The following is a 20,481-nucleotide window of genomic DNA, read 5'->3' on the forward strand; positions in this document are numbered from 1 at the left end:
CTGTGAGCTATCCAGGCTGCGCGCAATTAGCGGGAGAGTCAATATTAAGGCTGCCTTCTATTTGACTCGGTCAGTATTGCAACCGTCATCCCAACGGGTCCGCGGGGGTAGGGGAGGCCCTCGTCGCAGTGATTCCCATGGCTGCGCCGACGAGGATCGTTGCGAGGCCCAATAATACGTAGAACGGCAATCCCTCGGCGAGGAAGACGGCCGACGACAGCAACCCCAGAACCGGGACCACCATGAGGCTGAGATTGCTCGACACTGCCCCGAGGCTGCGGCTGATGGCGAGGACGCCCCAGACGCCGATCGCCGAGGCGAACACTCCCTGATAGAGAACGACAAGTAGTACCTGCCAATTTAGGCCGAACAGTGGCGGCCCGGCGGACGCCCAGGCGTAGGTTGCCGCTGCGAGACAACCGATTCCGAGTTGCCACGGCAGGAGCTCTAGTGGGGACCCGGTCCAACGGTGCGATCGGATGTGGACCGTCACCGCGGCGTTGATCGCGGCGCCCGCCAGGAGCAGTCCGTAACCGAAAGGCCGAGTGCTGCTGAAGAATCCGTCTTCCCACGGTGCAAGCAACAGCACTACGCCGCAGATGCCTGCCACGAGGCCGGCGACGGTCAGCATGCTGTAGCGCTCCCGCAGGAACAGCGCGGCAATCGGGACGGCCCACAACGCCGACGTGTGGAGCAGCACCGCAGAGCGACCTGCGGGCGCTTGTGTCAGCGCGACGAACATCAGTGCGTACACCACCGCAAGCTGGAGCACGCCGACCGAGATCACCACGGGGAGGTCTTCCCTGACCGGACGGTGGAGCTTGCCGATTCCTGCCATCGCAACCGCCGCGACGATGCCCCCGACGCCGAGGCGGAACGCGGCCAGCCATTCTGGCGGCATCAACGTCACGCCGTGCGCCATCACAGGCCAGTTCAATCCATGCACGAGGCCCACCACTGCGATCGTGAGGTAGAGGCTCGTGCCGCGCAGCAGCCGCGGCTGAGGCCGCTCGACGTCCCGAGTCCGTGGCCGGTGCCGATCGCGACATATACGATGCAGAATCGAATCTGTCATGTCGCAGTCCGGGAGAGCTGATGCCCATAGAACTCAACCGCTCCGGCAAGGAACGGCAGACTGCACACGAGTTCGTGCGGGAAGCCCTGCGGCGCGCTATTTTTCGGGGAGAGCTGGCCGCAGGCGAGCACCTGATCCAGGCCGAGGTCGCCTCGCAGCTGAGCGTCAGCGTGACTCCGGTGCGAGAGGCGATGCGGGACCTGGCTACGGAGGGTCTCATCGTGCTCGACAGCCACCGGGGCGGGATCGTCCGCGGTACCAGCCGCGAAGACCTCGAAGAGATCCTGCGCATCCGCGAGAAGCTCGAGCCCATGGCGGTCGATCTCAGCGTGCGCAATGTCACCGATAACGAACTCGACCGCGCCGACCAACTCGCCGAACTGATGGTCGGTGAATCGGACCTGGGGGCGTGGGTCGAACTCAATCGGCGCTTCCACTGTCTGTTGCATGACGCGATGCGATCGAGGCACCTGACGGCGATCTTCAACCGGCTTGAGGATGCCGCGGCATTGTGTACCGCGCAGTCGCAGCGCATCGAACCGTCGATCCGGCGTCGCGCCAACGACGACCACATCGACCTGCTGCGGGCTTACCGGCAGCGGGATGCGGACGCCGCGCTCGCGATCCAGATTCCGCATACCGCCCTCTCGCTGGGGTCACTGCCGAGCGCCTCCAGCACCATTTGATAGTCGATTACATAACATATATAACGCATGAAATGCAGCGGTGTGTGCTGGTGAGCTGGGAAAACCGGTGCAGCAGCCTGATGTAGCGCTTCCGGCAGCGTTTACAAACTGGAAACCCGCTGGAATTACATAACATATATGTTCGTTCCTGACGTGGAGTCCATCGCGGCGAAGGAGCGTGGCCACAGTGAGTACCGGTTGGGGTCTGATCGGCATCGGAGCCATTGCCGATCTGTCGATCGCGCCCGCGGTCAGCGGTTACCCTGACAGCCATCTGGCAGCGGCCTGCAGCCGCAGCGACAAACGTGCTCACGCGTTCGCCGCCAAACACGGCGCAGCGGCCGCCTATGCCGACTACGCCGAGATGCTCGCCGATCCACAGGTGCAGATCGTCTACATCGCCTCGCCGAACGCCCTGCACACCGAGCACACCGTGGCCGCCGTCGAGGCGGGCAAGCACGTCCTGGTCGAGAAGCCGATGGCGCTCGACCGCGCCGACGCTCGCCGGATGGTGGACGCCGCGGCGCGCAATGCCGTGATGCTCGGCGTCGGGTTCCACCTGCGGCACAAAGAAACCGCGCGAGCCGGTCGGCAGGCGATCTCAGAAGGCCGACTCGGCGAAGTGTTCTACGCCGAGATGGCGATCGCGGCGGGCAAGGCTCTCTACCCGTACGACACCTGGCGGTCCGAGCCCTCTCTCGCCGGTGGCGGATCGTTGCTGCACCAGGGCGTCCACGCGGTGGACCTGGCGGCGTTCCTCTGCGGCGAGCCCATCGTCGAAGTGACCTGCATGACCGACCTTTCCGTCGAGGAGGACGTCTTCGTCGGGACCTGCCGGCTCGCCGGTGGCGCATTGGTCAACATGGTCTCCCACAGCAAGCGCCCGGGAACCCGGCCGGACTGGACGGTGTTCGGTGAGGCGGGTTGGCTCGATGCGCGCGGCGGAACCACCCCGGCCCCCGGGGACACGCTGGATCTTCACGACGGCGCCGGAACCACCAGGTTGGCGTCCTCGCCGGAGTCGGCCTACGTCAGTGAAGTCGCCGCTTTCACCGATGCGGTCCGCGGCGCCACGGAGCTCAGCGGGGACGGCGCAGACGGCTTGCACGCCGTCTGCGTCGCCGAGGCGCTCTACCGCTCTGCGACCGACAAGCGCGTCGTCACTGTCGAGGGCTGACGGGACAACTCGCGCCGATCGACCGAGCCCACCGGGACCCCGGCCAGGGCCACTTCGTTGGTGTCCGAAACCCGAGGCCGGAAGTGACTTTCCCCGAACAGGTTTCGTTGCTGAACCAAGGTCTTTACGTATGCGAAACCTACGATGTCTTGCCGGCCCCTATCGTGGTGTTCCTGTCACTCAGTAGGTATTTCGGCCTCCGACGGGTTTTAGATGCGCTTTGACGCAGCGGTACCGAGTGGCTTAGCCGCCGCTGCGCGTCTGACGCTCAGCGACCCGTCAGCGTGGACGGTGGTTCACCACCGGACGTAGGAGGTCACCCATGAAGAAATCGTTGTTCTGCGCGCTGAGCGCGTCAGCCCTGCTCGTCGCCGGATGCTCGGGACCCGCCGAGACGACGAACGCCGCCGCCGAGAGCACAGAGAACGTCATCCGGTTCACGTTCTCGCCAGACCCCGCCTGGGACTGGATGCAAGACCAGGGAATCCTCGAGGAGATGGAACAGGATTCGGGCTACCGGATCCTGCAGACCATCACCTGGGACGAGTTCGGTCAGTTCGTCGGGGGGCATGCCGACGTCATCTCCATCGGCAGTTACGAACTGCAGAACCTCGAGCAGGAAACCGGCATCAAGACGGTGACGTTCGGAAAGTTCAACTACGCCAAGGACGTAATGATCACCGCCAACCCCGAGTGGGAGACGGCGGCAGACCTTCCCAAGGACTGCAAGATCGCCGCCGAGTCCGTCGTCGGCAACGCGCTGATCTGGCAAGCACTCGTCGACAAGATCGACAACCGCGAACTCGCCGAGAACGGCGAGGATCTCAACCTCGTCACCGCTGACTACCAGATCATCCCAAGCCTGGTCCAGGAAGGCGAAGTGTGCGCAGCGTTCGCCGATCCGACGCAGTCCATCCCCGAGTTCGCCTCCGGCAAGCTCAACATCATGTACGACGGTAAGTCCGCATCGGAGTTGTACGGCGAATCCATCTCACCCGGGCACAAGGGCGTGATGAGCAACCTATTCGTCGCCCGAAAAGACTGGTACGACACGCATAAGGACGAAGCGGCGTTCTTCCTCAGTGTGTGGCAGCGGGCACTCGACGAATGGGCCGAACACCGCGAGGAGATCATCGACGCCTATCCCGAGCACTTCGCCGTCGCGTCGCCGGAGGAGGCCGTGTGGATGAAGGCCTACTTCGGCAACACCTTCGACTGGTTCGTCGACTCGCCTTACCTCGACCAGCAGTGGATCGATCAGGAGAAGGGCATCTACGGGCTGCTCAAGGACGCAGGCGTCGTCAATGCCGACACCGCCGATCCGGAGATGGCCGTCGTCTCCCCGCAGTCGTGAAAGCCCCGTCCCCGAGAACACGGCGAGCGCTTGCGGCACAAGCCTATTCGCTGGCTGGCGTCGCCGCCTTCATCGGCATCTGGGCCTACGCGGCCTCCCGAATGGAGCCCTACGTGCTGCCTGCGCCGTGGGCGGTCGCGGCTCGGATGTGGGAGCTGATCGCCACCGGAGATGTGCTGCACAACTTTCTGATGAGCTTCTGGCGCGCTGTGCTGGGGTGGATGGTGGCCGTGGTCGCGGGATCCGTGATCGGGTTCCTGATGGGGCGCTACCGGTACGCCCGGGCGTTCTTTCACGACCTGATCTACCTGGCCGCCAACGTTCCGCTGATCGTGTACGCCATCGTCGCGATCGTCGTCTTCGGTATCAGCGGGATGGGCCCGACCTCGGTGGTAATCCTGTTCGTGCTGCCGTCGATCGCGCTGAACGTCGCGGCCGGCATGATGTCGGTGGACCAGGACCTGGTCGGTATGAGCAAGGCGTTCAACAGGAATCGCTTCCAGCTGTTCCGGCACGTGCTGGTGCCGACCGTCACCCCGTTCGCGTTCGCAGGCGGCCGCGTGTCATTCGCCGACTCGTGGAAGCTGGCGGCACTGGTCGAGACATTCGGTGGCGACAGCGGGGTCGGCTATCAGATCGCCAGGTCCTACCATCTGTTCTCGGTCCGAGATCTGCTGGCGTGGATGGGCTTCTTCGTCATCTTCGTCGTGCTGGTCGAGCGGCTGGTGCTGGTCAACGTCGAGCATCGGCTGTTCCGTTGGCGCAACGAGGCGCCTCCGCGGCAACCCCGGTTCGGCCGGAGACGGGGGACCTCGCCGGAACCTGCTCCGGCGGGGAACGCCGAGATGAATGTGGAGTTACTGACCGGCGACGCGGCCCGGCGCGGGGTGGGCGCATGACCGTCATCTCCGCGTCGTCTGACACCCGGCCCCGGCTGCTGTCCGACAGGGCGGCCCGCTACACCGCGCGTCTGCTCGTGTTGGTCGGCTGGCAGCTCATCGGGTTGTTGTCGGACAACATCCCGACACCGATCGGCACCGTACAGTTCATCGTCGACGAGACGCTGCGCGGCGAACTCTGGGTGCATCTGACGTGGACGCTGCGCCGGGCCGCGCTTGCGCTCTCGGCGGTGCTCGTGCTCGGTGTACTGATCGGCTGGGCGATGGGCCGGTGGTGGCGCGTCGGCGCATTCTGCCGGGACATCAATACCGTCCTGCTCGCGCTGCCCGCCTTCATCTGGGCTCTGCTGGCGGCGATCTGGTGGGGCTTCTCGGAAGTTGGTCCGTTCGTGGTGCCGGTGCTGGCGGCCACACCGATGCTCATCGCATCCACCTTCGAAGGGGCCAAGTCTCTTCCGAAACCGCTGCTGGAGATGTCGGCCGCTTACCGGGTGTCCCAGCGACGCACGTTCGCCACGCTGGTCCTGCCCGCGATGGCGCCCTACATCATCGCCGGCTTCCGGTACGCGGTGCTCGCCGGCTGGGGTGCGCTGTCCCTGGTCGAATTCTTCGCCAGCAACTGGGGGGCCGGTTACCGCGCCGCATATTGGTACGACGCAGGCAATTTCAACGGATTGATGGGATGGGGACTGATCGAGATCGCGGTCATCCTCGCCGTGGACAGACTGATACTCGAACGCCTCGCCCGCTGGTCGCGGCGGTGGCAGGAAGGAACGGAACGATGGTAGATCCGCGACAGGAGACATCATGGCAAGACTCGTAGCCGACCATGTCAGCAAGGCCTACGAGGCCCGGGCAAGCGATCAGAACGGTGTCCTCGCGATCAACGATTTCACCTTCGAGGTGTCCGGCCACACATTCGTCTGCCTCGTCGGTCCGTCAGGCTGCGGCAAGAGCACGTTCCTCAACCTGGTATCCGGAGTCGAAAAGCCCACGGCTGGTGTTATTTCGGTCACCGGGGAATCGGCGCGAGCCAAGATCGGGTACGTCTTCCAGGACCCCCGGCTGCTGCCCTGGCGGACCGTGCTCGACAACATGATGTACGTCCACGACACAGGCGACCGTAAGAGCAGAGAACGAAAGTGCTTGCACTACCTGGATATGGTCGGTCTAGCGCACACTGCGTCGATGTATCCTGCGCAACTGTCGGGCGGAATGCGGCAGCGCATCGGCATCGCCAGGGCACTGTCCATCGAACCTGATCTGCTACTGATGGATGAGCCGTTCAGCCACCTCGACGCCATCACGGCCCGTGGACTGCGGACCGATCTGCAACAGCTGTGGCAGGCGTCGGGGGCCACCGTCCTTTTCGTCACCCACGACGTCAACGAGGCGGTGCAACTGTCCGACCGGATCCTGATGATGAACACCGGCGGCATCCTCTACGCCGACATCCCGATCACGCTTCCGCGGCCGCGGTTGCAGACCGACCGGGCCGTGGTCACCCAGCAAGCCGACGTGCTGGCGTTGTTCGAGCAGATGCGCCTCGAACCGCTGAGCGCCTGAACACTATTCACCTTCGAAGGGAAACCAATTCTGATGTTGCGTCATAGTGCGTTTTTTATGCTCCGCGAAGAATCAACCCCCGAGCAGCAAATGCAGATGCTGAAGGGCCTGGCCTATATGAGATTCGCCTGCCCGATGGTGCGGGCACTGGACTTCGGCACCGACCTGTTCGGTGGATCGGCGCTGCTGCGCGAAGTCAAGCCGTGGAAGCGGGCGCCCAAGTGGCGCAGCCAGAAACTCGGCCCCGCAATGAGTTACGACGTCGCGTTGCACCTGGACTTCGACGACCTGGAGGGGCTGGAGGCCTACAACGTCGACGATGTGCACCATGAGGTCGCCGTCTACAACGCCTCAATCTGCCAGGGCGAGATCACGGCGCGCGTCGACTGGTGGTATGACGATGAGCCACCGATCGTGAGAGATCAGGTCAAGCACTCGGCGATGTTCCTATGGTCCGACGAGACCGACGACGCCACCAAAGAACTGTCGCTGGATGCGTTGCGCGGCTTGCAGGACACGCCGCAGGTCGAGCAGGTTCTCATCGGAAAAAATGTCGGGGACCTGACAACCGATTTCGACTTCATCGTCGACATCCGCTGCGCCACAAAGGAGGCCGCAGCGGAGCTCATCGCGGGCGAGGAATATGCCCGCGTGATGAAGCAGGTCGGCGAGGCCACGCAGTACGAATGGACCGCCCGCCTGTCCCACACCATGCACGGCCTATGAGCCACGCCATCGTCGACGTCCACGCACACGTCACGCCGCGCTGTTTCAGTGACGCGGTCCTGTCCGGAAGCGACTGGCACGGCATGACGTCGGTGGACGGGGAGCTACACAACCCGATGAACCGCTGGTCGCTGGAGCAGCGCGTCGAAGCGATGGACGCCGACGGCATCGATGTGCAACTGACGTCGCCGACCGACGTGTTCTACCAGTACCACCGGCATCCGGGTGACGCTGCGGTCATCGCCCGCGACGTCAACGACGAGGTCGCCGAGATGGTGCGGGCCCGTCCGCGTCGCATCGCCGGGCTGGCCACTGTGCCGATGCAGGACACCGATTTGGCCGTCGCCGAACTGACGAGGGCCGTCGTAGACCTCGGCCTCCGCGGGGTGATGATCGATGACCATGTCAATGGCGAAACCTATGACGCACCGCGGTTTGACGCGTTCTGGGAGGCCGCCGAGGAGCTCGGCGCGCTGATCCTGGTGCACCAGTACGCGCCGACGTCCGTGGAGTCGCGGATCGAGAAGTACTTCTTCTTCAACTCGATCGGCAACCTCGTGGACCGCACCATCACCTTCGGGGCGCTCGTCTACGGCGGGGTCATGGACCGCTATCCGGATCTGAAAGTGTGCCTCGGGCATGGCGGCGGCTACACGGCGTTCGCTCTCGACCGGATGGACCAGGGCTGGCGTGCGTTCCCGGACATGCGGGGCGCCACGACGGGCCCGCCGAGCACCTATGCGCGCAGGTTCATCTACGACGCGGTGACCTACGAGCCGAGGACGCTGCGCTACCTCGTCGACGTCGTCGGCGCCGACCGGGTGGTTCTCGGTACAGACTGGCCCGCGCCGATGCGGGTGCTGGATCCTGTCACGCGGCTGAGCCGCATCGGGGTCCTGACAGAAGGTGAGATCGAATCGATCCTGCGGGGGACCGCCGCGTCGCTGCTCGGCGACGTGACGAGTAGAGAGGTCGAAAACAGTTGTCCGTCATAGATGTTCACTCCCACGTCACGCCACCCAGCTTCCGGGAGACGGTGCTGGATGGAGGAACCTGGCACACGCTGACCAGTGAGATCGGCGAACTCGAGATACCGGAGTTCTCGATCGCACCGGCCGACCGCATCGCGAAGATGGACGCCGCACGCGTCGACATGCATGTGCTGACCGTCAACAACGACTTCTACCGGTACGACCTGGACCCTGCGCTGACGCTCGACATCGCGCGAGCCTGCAACGAGGAGATCGGCGCGATGATGCGCGACCACCCCGACCGGTTCACCGGACTGGCTACGGTACCGATGCAGGACGTCGACATGGCCGTCACCGAGATGGAGTTCGCGATGTCCAAGCTCGACTACCGCGGCGTCACGATCAACGATCATGTCAACGGGCTGACGTTCGACGAACCGGAGTTCTATCCCTTTTGGGAGGCCGCGGAATCCCTTGGGGCCGTCGTGTTCTTCCACCAGTGCGGGCCGACGCTCGTCAAAGCGCGGACGTCGAGGTACGCGTTGCCCAATAGCATCGGCAACCTCGTCGACCGTGCCGTCACCTTCGGCACGCTCGTGTTCGGCGGCGTCATGGACCGCTACCCGGATCTGAAGATCTGCCTCGGACATGCGGGCGGCTACTCGGCGTTCGGTGCGGCCCGGATGGACAAGACCTGGCGCGCGGCGGACATGGAAGTACCGGAGTTCTCTGATGCGAAGTCGACGCTGACGCGCCCACCGAGCGAGTACCTCAGTCGGTTCTACTATGACTCCTGTACCTACACCGAGTCGACATTACGGTTCCTCATCGACGCCGTCGGCATCGACCGGGTGGTCCTTGGCACCGACTATCCCGCGCCGATGGTCCAGGAGGATCCGGTCGACTGGCTGGAGAGCATGCCAGGCATCACCGAGGAGGAGCGCACGGCGATCCTGTCGACCAACCCGGCCCGCATGTTGGGGCTCCAATAGCGCGGTTCAGGACAGTGGGTATCGCAACGCGGCGACGGCCGTTCCGTTCCAGATATCCGCGGTCACCTCACCTGGCCGGACCGCCACAACCTCACCGCCCTTGTCGAGCACGCTGATCACGATGCGTGACAGCAGGTCATAGCCGCCGCTTCCGTACGTGATCCGACCGTTCGCGTCGTTGAACCGGCCGATCACGTCTTTCGTGAAGTCGTACACCAGCGTGGAGATCGCGCCGGCGACGGCGGCGCGACCGATGTCGGCGAGGTCCGAGGCGACCAGGCCGCGGGCGACCCCGTCGCCGATCTCGTCCACCAGCGCGTCGGTGCGCCGCATGTTGAGCTGCGCCAGCGATTCGCGGATGGTGTCGTCGATCTGATCTGCCCGCAGTGTCTCGGGTGCGCCGTGCACCGCGACGATCTCGCGCTTGCTGTCCGTCCTTCGGTAGAGGTTGAGCAGCGGGTCGGAGGCGAAGAGGAACAACGGGATTCGGCAGGCTGGATCGACATGACCCAGCTCCGCCTCGACGGCCTCGGCCACCCGCTTCGCGTAGGTCTCCAGAAGCACCTTCTTGCCCTCGTCGCCGACGAGCCTGCCGACATGGTCACGGTCTCGAACCGTCGCACGATGGGTCGCGTCGGCGACATCTTCGGGATAATCGCCGAGCAAGGTCATCTCTTCGGCGCGGGACGTGGCCGTCGCCCGCCACAGATTCCAGCCGTTGGCCGACAGCGTCAGCGCGAAGGCGTCCTGCGGGGTCGTGACGGCGCGCACCAGCTGGCTGATGTCGAAGTATGCCCCAACCTGCGACTGATTGAGCAGCGCGTTGGGCAGGACGTACACCTCGTGGAAATCGTCGGCGATGAAAATGGCAAGTGATCGTGAAAGCCGGAGCCAGACATCGGATTCCGCGATCTCCTCCCAGCGCTCACGCAGACGCTCGGCAATGGCGTCGCGGGCGCCGCGCTCGCGGACCTCACGCAGTAGCCGATCGACGGCGCTCTTGGCGGTCAGCAGATTGTTGTTGCGCTGATCTGGTCCGGGAAGGGTTTCGACGTAGACGGTGACCGCCAATTCGTGCGGATCTCCGAGCCGTCGCAGGTCGTCCGTGTCGGGAAGTTGATATCGCGTCACCACTCACTCCTTTGTGTCCGGTGTGGGTCCCACCGTAGGAGCGCTTTATGAGAATGCGATGAGTCGATGGAATAGCTGATGCCAAACATGTTGTGTAGAACCAGAGTTCGCTGTCAGCGAAACACAGACTTCAGCCGGTCAGGACAATCCGGGCGAGCGCAGTGAGCCCCAGAAGCACGATGACGGTGCGCAGTACGCGCGGGCTCAGCAGCCGCCCGTACTTCGCGCCCAGCCACCCACCCACCAGCGCACCTGCGGCGATGCAGGCGGCCACCGTCCACGCAATGCGGTCGAACGCCACGACGGTGTAGGTGATCGCCGCCAGCAGATTCACCACACCGACGAGCAGGTTCTTCAGCCCGTTGGACATCTGCAGGTCCTGCGCGAGCATCACCCCCAATACGCCCATCAGCAGAACCCCCTGCGCCGCAGCGAAATATCCGCCATATACCCCGACCAGATACACCGCCAGCACCAGGCTCGGGCTCACTGCCACGGCGGCATCGGACCGACGCGTGGCGACCCACTTCTGCAGTCGCGGCTGTACAACGACCAAGCCGAGCGCCGCGACGAGTAAGACCGGCACCACGATCTCGAAGGTGTCGTCGGGCAGGGCGAGCAGCAGGAACGAGCCGGTCAACGCGCCGAGCGCCGATGCCGGCAGTAGCATCAGCACGGTGCGCTTCTGGGCGGCGATCTCCCGCCGATAGCCCCACGCCCCGCTGACGCCACCGGCCACCAGACCGATAGCGTTGCTCATCGTCGCCACGACGGGCGGATAACCCAACGCGATGAGCGCGGGGAACGTCACCAGCGTGCCCGAGCCCACCACCGCGTTGATCCCGCCTGCCGCCAGCCCCGCCAGAATGACGACCGCGATCTCCAGCATCGATCAGCCGCACAGGGTCCGCGCGGCCTCGGCGAAAGCCGCAGCCGCGGTGCGGCAATCCGTCATCGATACCGCCTCGGTGGCAACGACTCCCGCACCGAAGTCACGGCGCCCGGGCCCGAACATGACGGTGGGCACGCCGAGCGAACAACCGTATCCGGCATCGAAGGCGTTGCGGCTGTACATGGTCGGAAACCCCGCCAGAGCAGTGACCACCGGTGCGGAGATGTCGACCTGCGCAGGGAACATCGACGCGCCGACAGTGATGTCGAGGTCCGGCCACGTCCCGTCCAGGTGATCGCGCAGTGCGGCAACCGCGTCGGCAGGATCCTCGCCCGGCAGGAGTCGACGGTCCACGACCACTCGCACCGTCGACGGCAATGTGTGGGGCGCGATCGGATCACACTGGAACTGGTAAGGGGTTGCGGTCGCCGGACCGAGATCCGGATGCGGAGAGGGCAACGGTGTCGTCGCCAGCTTGCCCACCACCGCTGCTGCCGGAGGGATCGGGTTGCGGCCCAACTCGGGCTGACTCGAATGCGACGACGCACCCGAGACCGCCACGTGGACATCGATGCGGCCACGATTGCCCAGTGAAACACGGAGATTCGTCCCGAAAGCCAGGATCGAGTGGGCCGCCGTCACGCCGAGGTCGTGGTAGATCCGACGGGATCCGTCATGGCTGCTGCTGCCTTCGCAGTTCACCGTCAACCAGACCGGGCGCCGCAGCGAGGAGAGTCCGCGCACTGCGGCCAGCGCCGCCGCCATCGGGCCCTTGTTCTGGTTGGCGCCCTGGCCCACCACTGCCGGACCTTCGAGGCCCATGGGCGCACCGTCGACGATGCGCGCGTCATGAGGGTCGGCCATCAAATTGCCGTGCTGCGAGACGATGTATGTCTGCAACAGCACTCCGTCGGCGGTGTCGGGCCCGAAACGGGCGGCGATGTCACCACAGGGATGCCGACGGATCTCATCGGGACCGAGGGCCTCGACCACGGGCAGGATCTCGGCACCGACGGTGGCCCGCAGCCGTGGATCTCCGGGTGAAATCTCGGTGCTGCCCGCCGGAACAGCGGTGTCGGTTCGGACCAGGTGCAGCAGTGTGGTCTCCAGATAGTCGACCATCAACAGGCAGGGACGGCCCGGCGGCGGCGCTGTAGCTCCGGCAACAGGGTCTGCTCGGCGAGTTCCATCTGCTGCGACTGATTGAACGACGCGAAGCGCAGGATCGGGATGTCCAGGCCCCGTTCCAGATACTGATCGATACGCGCCAGGACGTCGTCCGGTGTGCCGAATGCGCCCCAACGGTCCAGGATCTCGTCACTGCTGTCCATCGAGTAGTACGTATCGAGGAACCGCTTGCCGTCGGCTCGTGCATCGTCGCGGTCGGCGCCCAGGTTGATCATCAGATGCGCCGACGAGGTCAGCGTCGATGGGTCGCGCCCCGCCGCATCGGCGGCGGTCCGAATATCGTCCCACTTGCGGCCGAACTCCTCGGGTGTGGTCACGGCCGTCTGCCAGCCGTCGGCCAGCGTCGCAACCCGTTCGATGGCCGCCTTGTACCGCCGTTCGGGCATCCGGGCCGGATCAGGATTGCTCGCGATCCAGATCGGGCACGGGTCCTGAATCGGCTTGGGCTCCAACGAAACCTCGGGAAACGACCAGAACGGGCCGTCCCATGACGTCGGGCCGCTCCACAGCGCACGCACCAGGCGGATGCCTTCTTCCAGGCGGGGCACGCGCTCACGGCCGGTGATCCCCGCCGCGGCCAGCTCGGCCACGACGTTGCCGCCGCTGCGTTCGGTCGTCGCACCCAGACACACCGCCAGCAGCGCCCGACCACCCGAGAGCACATCGAGGCTCGCCCACTGCGCGGCGAACACGACGGGCTGGCGCAGTGGGAACGTGGCCAAACAACACACTCCGAGCTTGACGCGCTCGGTACGAGCGCTGATCGCCGCCAGGCTGGCGATCGCCTCCACCCGCGGTTTCGCGATCAATCCATCTCCGACCCAGACCGAGTCGAAGAAATCACCCCTGTCGGCGAACTCGGCCAGTTCCAGCATCTCCGCGACGCTGATGGCGCCGAACAGGATTCCGCGATTGGGCAGGCTCAGACCTATTCCCTGCATGGTGCTCCCTCAGTTGATCAACAGCTCTGTCAAGGTCAGCAGACGCCGACGTGACCGTCCTTGCGTCGGTCGGATCCACCCTGCAAGCCGGTCTCGGTGCGCAGGATCATCTGTGCGCCACCGCATTCGAAGCGGGGCAACTCGGTGATCTCATGGCCCCTGCGAGCCAGCTCGGTGGCGGTGGCGTTGTCGTAGCCCGCCTCCAACCCGACGGCGCGGCCGCGCATAACCCGCAGCCTCGGTGCGTCGAGCGCCTGCTGGGCCGACATCCCACGGTCGAACACGTTGCGCAGAATCTGCAACTGCCCCTGCGGCTGCATGAACCCACCGACGATCCCGAGGCAGCCCCGGAAACCGGTCGCGTCGCCGAGCATCGCAGGAATGATCGTGTGATACGGACGTTTTCCGCCTTCGGGTCGGTTCGGGTGCCCGTCACGCAACGTGAACCCGTTCCCCCGGTTGTGCAACAGGACTCCACTGCCGGGGGCCATCACCCCGGAACCGAAGCTCTCGTAGAGGCTCTGGATCAGCGAACACGCGGCGCCGGAGCGATCCACCACACACACGTACACCGTGTCCGACGGCACCCCCGGGCCATTCGCGAATGAGGCCTCCGATGCGATCTGACTCCGCACCTTGTTCAGACGCTCTTCGTCGAGCAGATCGGCGACCCGCACCGGATGAAACCGAGGGTCGGCGACGTGGTCGGCGGCATCGGCGAACGCGATCTTCATGCATTCGATGAGGTGGTGGTCGGCTTCACCCGGCGATGTCAGCGGCAACTCCTCGTACAGACGTGCCGCCTCCAGAACCACCAAACCCTGTCCTGGAGGTGGCATTTCGTAGATGTCCATGCCACGGAAGCTGCCTCGAATCGGCGCGCTCCATTCTGGCCCAGCCCAACCAGCGAGATCGGATCGACGTAGCGGACCCCCGAGTGCTTCCACCGCGTCGGCGAATCCGGCGGCGATGTCACCGGTGTAGAACGGGGCGTGCCCCTCGGCGACATAGCTTTCCAAGGCGTCGGCGAGGCCGGCGTTGACGAACGTGTCGCCCGCGTTCGGAACGTGGTCGCCGGGGAGGAATACCGCTGCGGCGGCCGGGTTGCGGCGCAGCTTGTCCTCGCCCAGCTTCCATTCCTCGGCGATGATCGGCGGTACCGCGAACCCGCTGCGCGCGGCCTCGATCGCCGGCCGCAGGATCCGCTCGGCTCCGACGCGGCCGTAGCGTTCCAGAAGATCCGTCCACCCCCACGTGGCACCCGGCACGGTCACTGTCCACGGTCCGTCGGCAGGCATGGAGTCAAATCCCTGCTCGCGCAGGGCCTGCACCGTCATCCCCGCCGGGGCACCGCCCACGGCGGCAAGCCCGACCGGCTCTGTCGCGTCGACATCCCAGTAGAGCGCGAACATGTCGCCGCCCACCCCGGTGGACCTCGGATCGACGACGGTGAGCATCGCCGACGCCGCAACCGCGGCGTCGGCGGCGGTGCCGCCCTCCTCGAGGATCGTGACCGCTGCCTCGACAGCCGCCGGGTGACTGGCGGCGACCATGCCCGCTTGGGTCATTTCGCGCCGGAGACTTCGTTGATCACGTCGAAGTCGACCATCGAAGGATCGGCGGGCTGGTTGTATTCGCCGAGCGACTGGAAGAAGGCGTCCATGTTGCCCCAGCTTTCCGCAGTCAGCGGAGCGTTTCCTGTCTGGGGGTAGAACTTGGCATCGTTGTAGTACTGGTAGATCTGGGGCAGGAAGTCCTCCCGGACGTCGGGCAACTGCTCCTTCACCGAAGCCGCCCATGCCGCCTCGTCGAGATAGAACTCGTCGTAGGCGCTCTGGACATTGGTCAGGAAGTCGACGACGCGGTCACGGTTGGCCTCCAGAAACTTTCCGGATGTCACCCAGACGGTGTTGAACGCACTGGCGCTGTCGCCCTTGAGGTCGCTCCAGTCGCCGAGAACCGTGAACTCGCCCTCATCCTGCAGAGTCAGGACGTCACCGAATTCCAATGCGGTGGCGTCGATCTGCTGGCCGAGCATCGCAGCGGCGCGATTGGGCGACTCCGGCAGCACGCTCCAGTTGATCTGGTTCTCCAGGTCGGGTCCGCTCTGGCGGGCCAGCTCGCGCGGCAGCGTCTCGGTGGGCGATCCCGGGCCGTGATAGGCCACGCGCGCTCCCGCCAGATCGGAGACGCTCTTGTACTGCGGCTGGGCGACGAGAACGAACTCCGGGATCACCTGGCTGACATAGACGATCTTGACGTCGATCCCGCTCTGTGCGGCCTTGATCGCCGACGCACCGTCCATGTTGCCGATGTCGAAGTTGCCGTTCTGCAGACCTGCGACCACGGCGCTGTCCTCGTTGAGGGCGGTGATCTCGGCGCCGGCCTTCTCCGCGCCCAGGTAGTCGGCGATGTCCGCGGGATCGAGGTCGGAGGCGAACGCCACCTTCAGCGGCGCAGCCGGACCACCCTCGGGGGCGGCGCTGTTCGACGAGCAGCCCGCCAGGGCGAGCGCGGCGGCGGCCACCACCGCGCCAAGACGTGTGAAATTCATGATTTTCCTTCTGGTCGATTGACTTCGGTTTAGGCGTGGATGCCGCGATGCCAGGGCATGAGGCGGCGTTCGAGAAGCTGTACGGCGGCTGCAAGGGTGACGCCGAGCAGCGCGAGGACGATGACACCGACGAACACCTTGTCGGTTCGGTAATAGTTGGCCGCTGTGCTGATGAGCCCGCCGAGACCGGTGACGGCGAAGAGCAATTCGGCGACGACCATGCCTTTGACGGCGCGGGAGATGCCCATTCGCAGGCCCGCGAAGATGTAGGGCAGGGAGGCGTAGGACACGACCCGGCTGAACAGTTGCCAGCGGCTGGCGCCGAATGCCCGCGCCGCATCGACGAGGTTGCGATCGACGTTGCGTACACCGGTGTAGGTACTGATCAGGATCTCGAACACGCAGAACAGGAACACGGTGACGGTGCGGGCGGTGAAGCCGAGCCCGAACCAGATGATGAACATCGGCACCAGTGCCGCCGTGGGAACGACATACAGCGCCGAGACGAACGGATTGAGCGTGCGGCCTGCCGGGCCGTACCACCCCATGAAGAACCCGACGGTGATGCCTACCACGATCGCGAGACAGAATCCGACGAGCAGTGAGCTGAGGCTGTCCAGCACGGCGCGCCACAGTTCGCCGGTCTCCCACATCTCCCAGAAGGCCGAAGGCAGCTGCGACGGAGGAGCGAGGAAGAAATCGCCGACGATCCGACCCGAGACCTCCCATATCGTGAGAACCACCACGACGAGTAACACCTGGACCAGGCGCTCCCAGTTGAACAGCTTGCGCTGCACCAGTTTTGCGGTGCTGATTGTTTCGCGCTCGATGACAGCAGGCATGAGAGTGGGTTTCCGTTCCGGTGGTCTACAGGAGTGCTTCGAGACGGGTGCGCAGCTCACGAGCTGCTGGGTCGTTGATCAACTCCGCGCGTGAACGTGGCCTGTCGATCGGCACGGCGATGTCAGCGCGGACCTTCCCGTCGGCCATCACGACGATGCGGTCCGACAGCAGCATCGCTTCCTCGATCGAGTGCGTCACGAACAGGACCGAGCGCTTCTCCTGGCTCCAGATCCGCATGAGCTCGGTCTGCATGTGCTGGCGGGTGATCGCGTCGAGCGCGCCGAAGGGCTCGTCCATCAGAAGCACCTGTGGCTCGAGGGCCAACGCGCGGGCGATACCGACCCGTTGCTGCATACCACCCGACAGCTCACCGGGGTAGTGGTCGAAAAAGCCTGAAAGGCCGACCAATTCGAGGTACTTCACGGCACGTGGCTTGCGCTCGGCGCGCGGGATTCCGGCGAACTGCAGTGACTCGATGATGTTCTGCTGCACCGTGCGCCACGGAAGCAGCGACGGCTGTTGGAACACCACCCCGCGGTCGATACCGGTACCGGTGACGGCGTTGCCGTTGACGTCGACGCGACCGGCGGTTGGCGGCAGCAGGCCGGCGATCACCTTGAGTACCGTGGTTTTTCCGCACCCGGAGGGACCGACGAGAGAGACGAATTCCTCTGGGCGCACGGTGAGGTCGACGCCGCTCAGCGCAAAGGTGCGAACGATCTCCCGACCACTGATCCGCTCGTAGACCTTGGTGAGACCCGCGATCGAGATGGCGTCTGTCGCGACTGACGACTCCACGGCGGCGGCTGCCATGCCGGCTCCTCTCGGTATGTTGTATACACCGAGTGGACCATCAACATGTTTCCTGATTATTTCCTGTTGGTTTACTGCATGCGTCGATCTGGCCGGGTCACGCGCTTGCCGGGTCGGAGGCGGCCAGACTGCGGTACATGTCGGCGGTGGCGATCGTGTGAGCGCGCATCAGCGTAGAGGCGTGGGCGCCGTCCCGGGCCCGAAGTGCGTCGATGATGCGCCGGTGCTCATCCCACGATGTCATGCCACGGACGTCGGCGACCGACGAGAAGTACCATCGGACACGCTTTTTCATCATCGACAGGGTCGAGTGCAGCATGCCGTTGCCCGACCATTCGCTGATGCGGTCGTGAAAGGTCGAATTGGCCGACACGATGCCCTGCACGTCGCCCGCCTCGACCGCGGCAACGCCTTCGCGCCAAATCTCTTCGAGGATCTCCAACTGTTCGCTGCTGACCCTGGTGGCGGCGCGTTCAGCGGCGTAGGACTCCAGTAGCGTTCGCATATCGAAGAAATCGTCGATTTCGTCGCGCGTAGGTGCATGGACGTAGGCGCCGGTGCGCGCGTGGATATCGACCCAGCCGGCCCGGGCGAGCATCGTCAGCGCTTCGCGGACAGGGTTTCGGCTGACACCCAGTTGCGCCGCCAACTCGTTTTCCAGCAGGCGCTCGCCGGGCTGCAGGACCCGACGCACGATCAGATCTTCGAGCGTGGAGTAGACCCGGTCGCGCAGGACTGGTTCCTGCTGGATGGTGGGAATCAACTGCGATGCAGGCTCATTGGCTCCCAAGGCCGACCTCCTCGATCCGGCTGACCGACGTCCACCGGGTGATGAGCTCGTCCGCCGTCGTGACCAGCCCGAAGTGCTTGCCGATGACGTGGACCGACGCGTCGTGGGCTTGTCGAGAATACGATGCGGCGCAGTCTTGGACCAGCGTGACATAGAAATCGTTGAACAGGCCGTCGCGCAGGCTCGACTCCACGCACACCTCGGTGGCGACGCCGGTAAACAACGCCGACCGGGCACCCAGTGACCGCAAGACGATGGCGAGATTGGTGCCCACGAACGCCGAGAATCGATGCTTGGTCACCACATGATCGCCGGGCTCTGGTGCGACGCCGAAGAATTCGGCACCCCAGGTGCCCGTGCGGCAGGTGACGCCGGTGCGCTCGCTGCCGTCCCCGTCACCGAGACGGCCAAGCCACGCAGGGCTGTCGTTGGACGGGTCGTGCACGGTGCGCACGAAGATCACGGGCATGCCCGCGCGCCGTGCGGCGGAGATCAGGCGTTGCAGCGTCGGCACCATCGCGTTGACGAACTGCAGGTCGAACCCATATCCGACAGGTAACGAACCGGTCGGACTGCAGAAGTCGTTCTGGACGTCGACCACGACCAGCGCGGCATGCTCCGGCTGGTGCCGGTCGCTTTCGGAGAGTCGAACCACTGTTCCTCCCGCGTGTACTGTATACACGACCGTAGCAGGGCTGTTCCGAATCTGCAGGGCGAGATCTGGCCGGGACCGGGTCCCTGGTTCGAGAGTGGCTGGGCGGCAATCGTATTGGATGGCAGAGGCCGAGCGGCAGGACTTGCGCGGGTGGCAAGTCTCAGAGGGTGGAGGCGAGGACGTCCAGGACGTCGTCGACCTCTGCCTCGGTGGTGGCCCACGAGCACACGAAGCGGACCACCGGTTCGCCGGCGTCGGGCTGATGGACCAGGTAGTGCTCGGACAGTGCCCGGTGAACGTCGGCGTCGAGCTTGACGAACACCTCGTTGGCTTCTACCGGGCACGCCAGCTGCAACCCCAGCGCCTCCAGTCCGGCGCTGAGCCTGCGGGCCATCGCGTTGGCGTGCGCGGCGTTGTGGAGCCACAGCCCACCGTCGAAGAGCGCCGCGAACTGCGCCGCGATGAACCGGTGCTTGCTTGCCAAATGGCCGATCTGCTTCTGCACGAAGTGAATACCGTCGAAGTGCTCAGGTCGCCGAACGAGGATTGCGTCGCCGAACATCGTGCCGTTCTTGGTGCCGCCGACGCTGATGATGTCGGCGTCGCCGATCGCTTCGGCAGGGGAGACAGCGAGTGCGGCAATGGCATTGGCGATACGGGCGCCGTCGATGTGTACGAGCAGGCCAAGCGCGTGGGCGCGGTCGACGAACTCCTTGAGCGCTTCGGCTGTCCACACGCGCCCGCTCTCCGTCGACTGCGTGATCGACACGATGCGGGGCTGCGAATGGTGCACAGCCGTGCGGCCCAGTACTTTGCGTTCCAGTTCGTCTGGCGCGATCAGGCCGTCGACGCTCGGCAGCCGCGTCAGCTGGGCCCCCGACAGCCGCACCGGCCCGCCGGCCTCGTCGACCAGGACATGCGCGACGTCGCTGCAGAAGATCTCACTCCAGGGCCGCGCTGCCGACGCCAGCGAGATGATGTTCGCCGCCGTGCCGGTGAACGCGAACAGCACATCGGCGTCGGGGGAGCCGAACGCCTGCCTGAGTCCGTCGGCGGCATGCGCGGTGATGTCGTCGTTGCCGTAGGCGGGGGCTGAGCCCTCATTGGCACGGCGCAGGGCCTCCAGGACCAACGGGTGCGCCGGAGCGGCGTTGTCCGAGGCGAAAGCGGTAGACGGCACGCTCTCCATCATGCGCCGAGCGAGAAGCCAGGGCTGTGGACGGGGTGT

The 20,481-nt window shown here is 65.1% G+C and carries 21 protein-coding genes; 9 read left to right on the top strand and 12 right to left on the bottom strand.

Translation table 11 applies throughout. From position 1 onward, the window contains the following. Positions 1-85 precede the first annotated feature (85 nt). On the bottom strand, positions 86-1,075 hold the full coding sequence (locus P9A17_RS04050) for a DMT family transporter (RefSeq protein WP_278037316.1): 990 nt from the start codon (positions 1,073-1,075) through the stop codon (positions 86-88). Here P9A17_RS04050 and P9A17_RS04055 point away from each other — a divergent pair. From P9A17_RS04055 to P9A17_RS04095, 9 genes are all read left to right on the top strand, one after another. After that, positions 1,027-1,761: a GntR family transcriptional regulator gene (locus P9A17_RS04055; RefSeq protein WP_278037317.1), complete on the top strand. Its 735-nt coding sequence runs from the start codon at positions 1,027-1,029 to the stop codon at positions 1,759-1,761. The genes P9A17_RS04050 and P9A17_RS04055 overlap by 49 nt on opposite strands. A gap of 187 nt (positions 1,762-1,948) precedes the next feature. After that, positions 1,949-2,938, top strand: coding sequence for a Gfo/Idh/MocA family oxidoreductase (locus tag P9A17_RS04060; protein WP_278037318.1), 990 nt, complete (start codon positions 1,949-1,951; stop codon positions 2,936-2,938). Positions 2,939-3,260: 322 nt separating this feature from the next. Further along, entirely contained in the window at positions 3,261-4,292 is a 1,032-nt protein-coding gene (locus P9A17_RS04065; protein WP_278037319.1) for an ABC transporter substrate-binding protein, read from the top strand. Continuing rightward, positions 4,289-5,191, top strand: a complete 903-nt coding sequence (locus tag P9A17_RS04070; RefSeq protein ID WP_278037320.1) for an ABC transporter permease — start codon at positions 4,289-4,291, stop codon at positions 5,189-5,191. Before P9A17_RS04065 ends, P9A17_RS04070 begins: the two co-directional genes overlap by 4 nt. Then, positions 5,188-5,979 (top strand): ABC transporter permease subunit, encoded by a 792-nt coding sequence (locus P9A17_RS04075; RefSeq protein ID WP_278037321.1) that lies wholly within the window; start codon positions 5,188-5,190, stop codon positions 5,977-5,979. The genes P9A17_RS04070 and P9A17_RS04075 overlap by 4 nt, the downstream gene beginning before the upstream one ends. Positions 5,980-5,998: 19 nt before the next feature. After that, positions 5,999-6,757: an ABC transporter ATP-binding protein gene (locus P9A17_RS04080; protein WP_278037322.1), complete on the top strand. Its 759-nt coding sequence runs from the start codon at positions 5,999-6,001 to the stop codon at positions 6,755-6,757. A gap of 33 nt (positions 6,758-6,790) precedes the next feature. Next, a complete protein-coding gene (locus tag P9A17_RS04085; protein ID WP_278037323.1) occupies positions 6,791-7,483 on the top strand; it encodes a Dabb family protein in 693 nt (230 codons plus the stop codon). Next, positions 7,480-8,478 (top strand): amidohydrolase family protein, encoded by a 999-nt coding sequence (locus P9A17_RS04090; protein WP_278037324.1) that lies wholly within the window; start codon positions 7,480-7,482, stop codon positions 8,476-8,478. The genes P9A17_RS04085 and P9A17_RS04090 overlap by 4 nt, the downstream gene beginning before the upstream one ends. After that, a complete protein-coding gene (locus tag P9A17_RS04095) occupies positions 8,466-9,446 on the top strand; it encodes an amidohydrolase family protein (protein ID WP_278037325.1) in 981 nt (326 codons plus the stop codon). Before P9A17_RS04090 ends, P9A17_RS04095 begins: the two co-directional genes overlap by 13 nt. A gap of 6 nt (positions 9,447-9,452) precedes the next feature. Here the strand turns inward: P9A17_RS04095 and P9A17_RS04100 are convergent, their stop codons facing one another. The 11 genes from P9A17_RS04100 to P9A17_RS04150 all read right to left on the bottom strand — a co-directional run bounded on the left by P9A17_RS04100 (position 9,453) and on the right by P9A17_RS04150 (position 20,442). Next, positions 9,453-10,577 (bottom strand): hypothetical protein, encoded by a 1,125-nt coding sequence (locus tag P9A17_RS04100; RefSeq protein ID WP_278037326.1) that lies wholly within the window; start codon positions 10,575-10,577, stop codon positions 9,453-9,455. A 130-nt stretch (positions 10,578-10,707) separates the two neighbouring features. Continuing rightward, positions 10,708-11,466 (bottom strand): sulfite exporter TauE/SafE family protein, encoded by a 759-nt coding sequence (locus P9A17_RS04105; RefSeq protein WP_278037327.1) that lies wholly within the window; start codon positions 11,464-11,466, stop codon positions 10,708-10,710. Between the two features lie 3 nt (positions 11,467-11,469). After that, on the bottom strand, positions 11,470-12,591 hold the full coding sequence (locus P9A17_RS04110) for a peptidase dimerization domain-containing protein (RefSeq protein ID WP_278037328.1): 1,122 nt from the start codon (positions 12,589-12,591) through the stop codon (positions 11,470-11,472). Next, on the bottom strand, positions 12,591-13,598 hold the full coding sequence (locus P9A17_RS04115; RefSeq protein WP_278037329.1) for an LLM class flavin-dependent oxidoreductase: 1,008 nt from the start codon (positions 13,596-13,598) through the stop codon (positions 12,591-12,593). Before P9A17_RS04115 ends, P9A17_RS04110 begins: the two co-directional genes overlap by 1 nt. Positions 13,599-13,633: 35 nt before the next feature. Continuing rightward, positions 13,634-15,166, bottom strand: a complete 1,533-nt coding sequence (locus tag P9A17_RS04120) for a gamma-glutamyltransferase family protein (protein ID WP_278037330.1) — start codon at positions 15,164-15,166, stop codon at positions 13,634-13,636. Continuing rightward, complete coding sequence (locus tag P9A17_RS04125; protein ID WP_278037331.1) at positions 15,163-16,152, bottom strand: ABC transporter substrate-binding protein; 990 nt, start codon at positions 16,150-16,152, stop codon at positions 15,163-15,165. The genes P9A17_RS04120 and P9A17_RS04125 overlap by 4 nt, the downstream gene beginning before the upstream one ends. Before the next feature lie 29 nt (positions 16,153-16,181). After that, complete coding sequence (locus P9A17_RS04130) at positions 16,182-16,994, bottom strand: ABC transporter permease (protein WP_278037332.1); 813 nt, start codon at positions 16,992-16,994, stop codon at positions 16,182-16,184. A 25-nt stretch (positions 16,995-17,019) separates the two neighbouring features. Further along, positions 17,020-17,808, bottom strand: a complete 789-nt coding sequence (locus tag P9A17_RS04135) for an ABC transporter ATP-binding protein (RefSeq protein ID WP_278037333.1) — start codon at positions 17,806-17,808, stop codon at positions 17,020-17,022. Between the two features lie 97 nt (positions 17,809-17,905). Beyond that, complete coding sequence (locus tag P9A17_RS04140) at positions 17,906-18,598, bottom strand: GntR family transcriptional regulator (protein ID WP_278037334.1); 693 nt, start codon at positions 18,596-18,598, stop codon at positions 17,906-17,908. Then, positions 18,585-19,253, bottom strand: coding sequence for a cysteine hydrolase (locus P9A17_RS04145; protein WP_278037335.1), 669 nt, complete (start codon positions 19,251-19,253; stop codon positions 18,585-18,587). The genes P9A17_RS04140 and P9A17_RS04145 overlap by 14 nt, the downstream gene beginning before the upstream one ends. Positions 19,254-19,413: 160 nt before the next feature. Continuing rightward, on the bottom strand, positions 19,414-20,442 hold the full coding sequence (locus P9A17_RS04150; RefSeq protein WP_278038598.1) for a beta-eliminating lyase-related protein: 1,029 nt from the start codon (positions 20,440-20,442) through the stop codon (positions 19,414-19,416). Positions 20,443-20,481 lie beyond the last annotated feature (39 nt).

The organism is Mycobacterium sp. 236(2023) (assembly GCF_029623955.1).
Taxonomy (GTDB): domain Bacteria; phylum Actinomycetota; class Actinomycetes; order Mycobacteriales; family Mycobacteriaceae; genus Mycobacterium.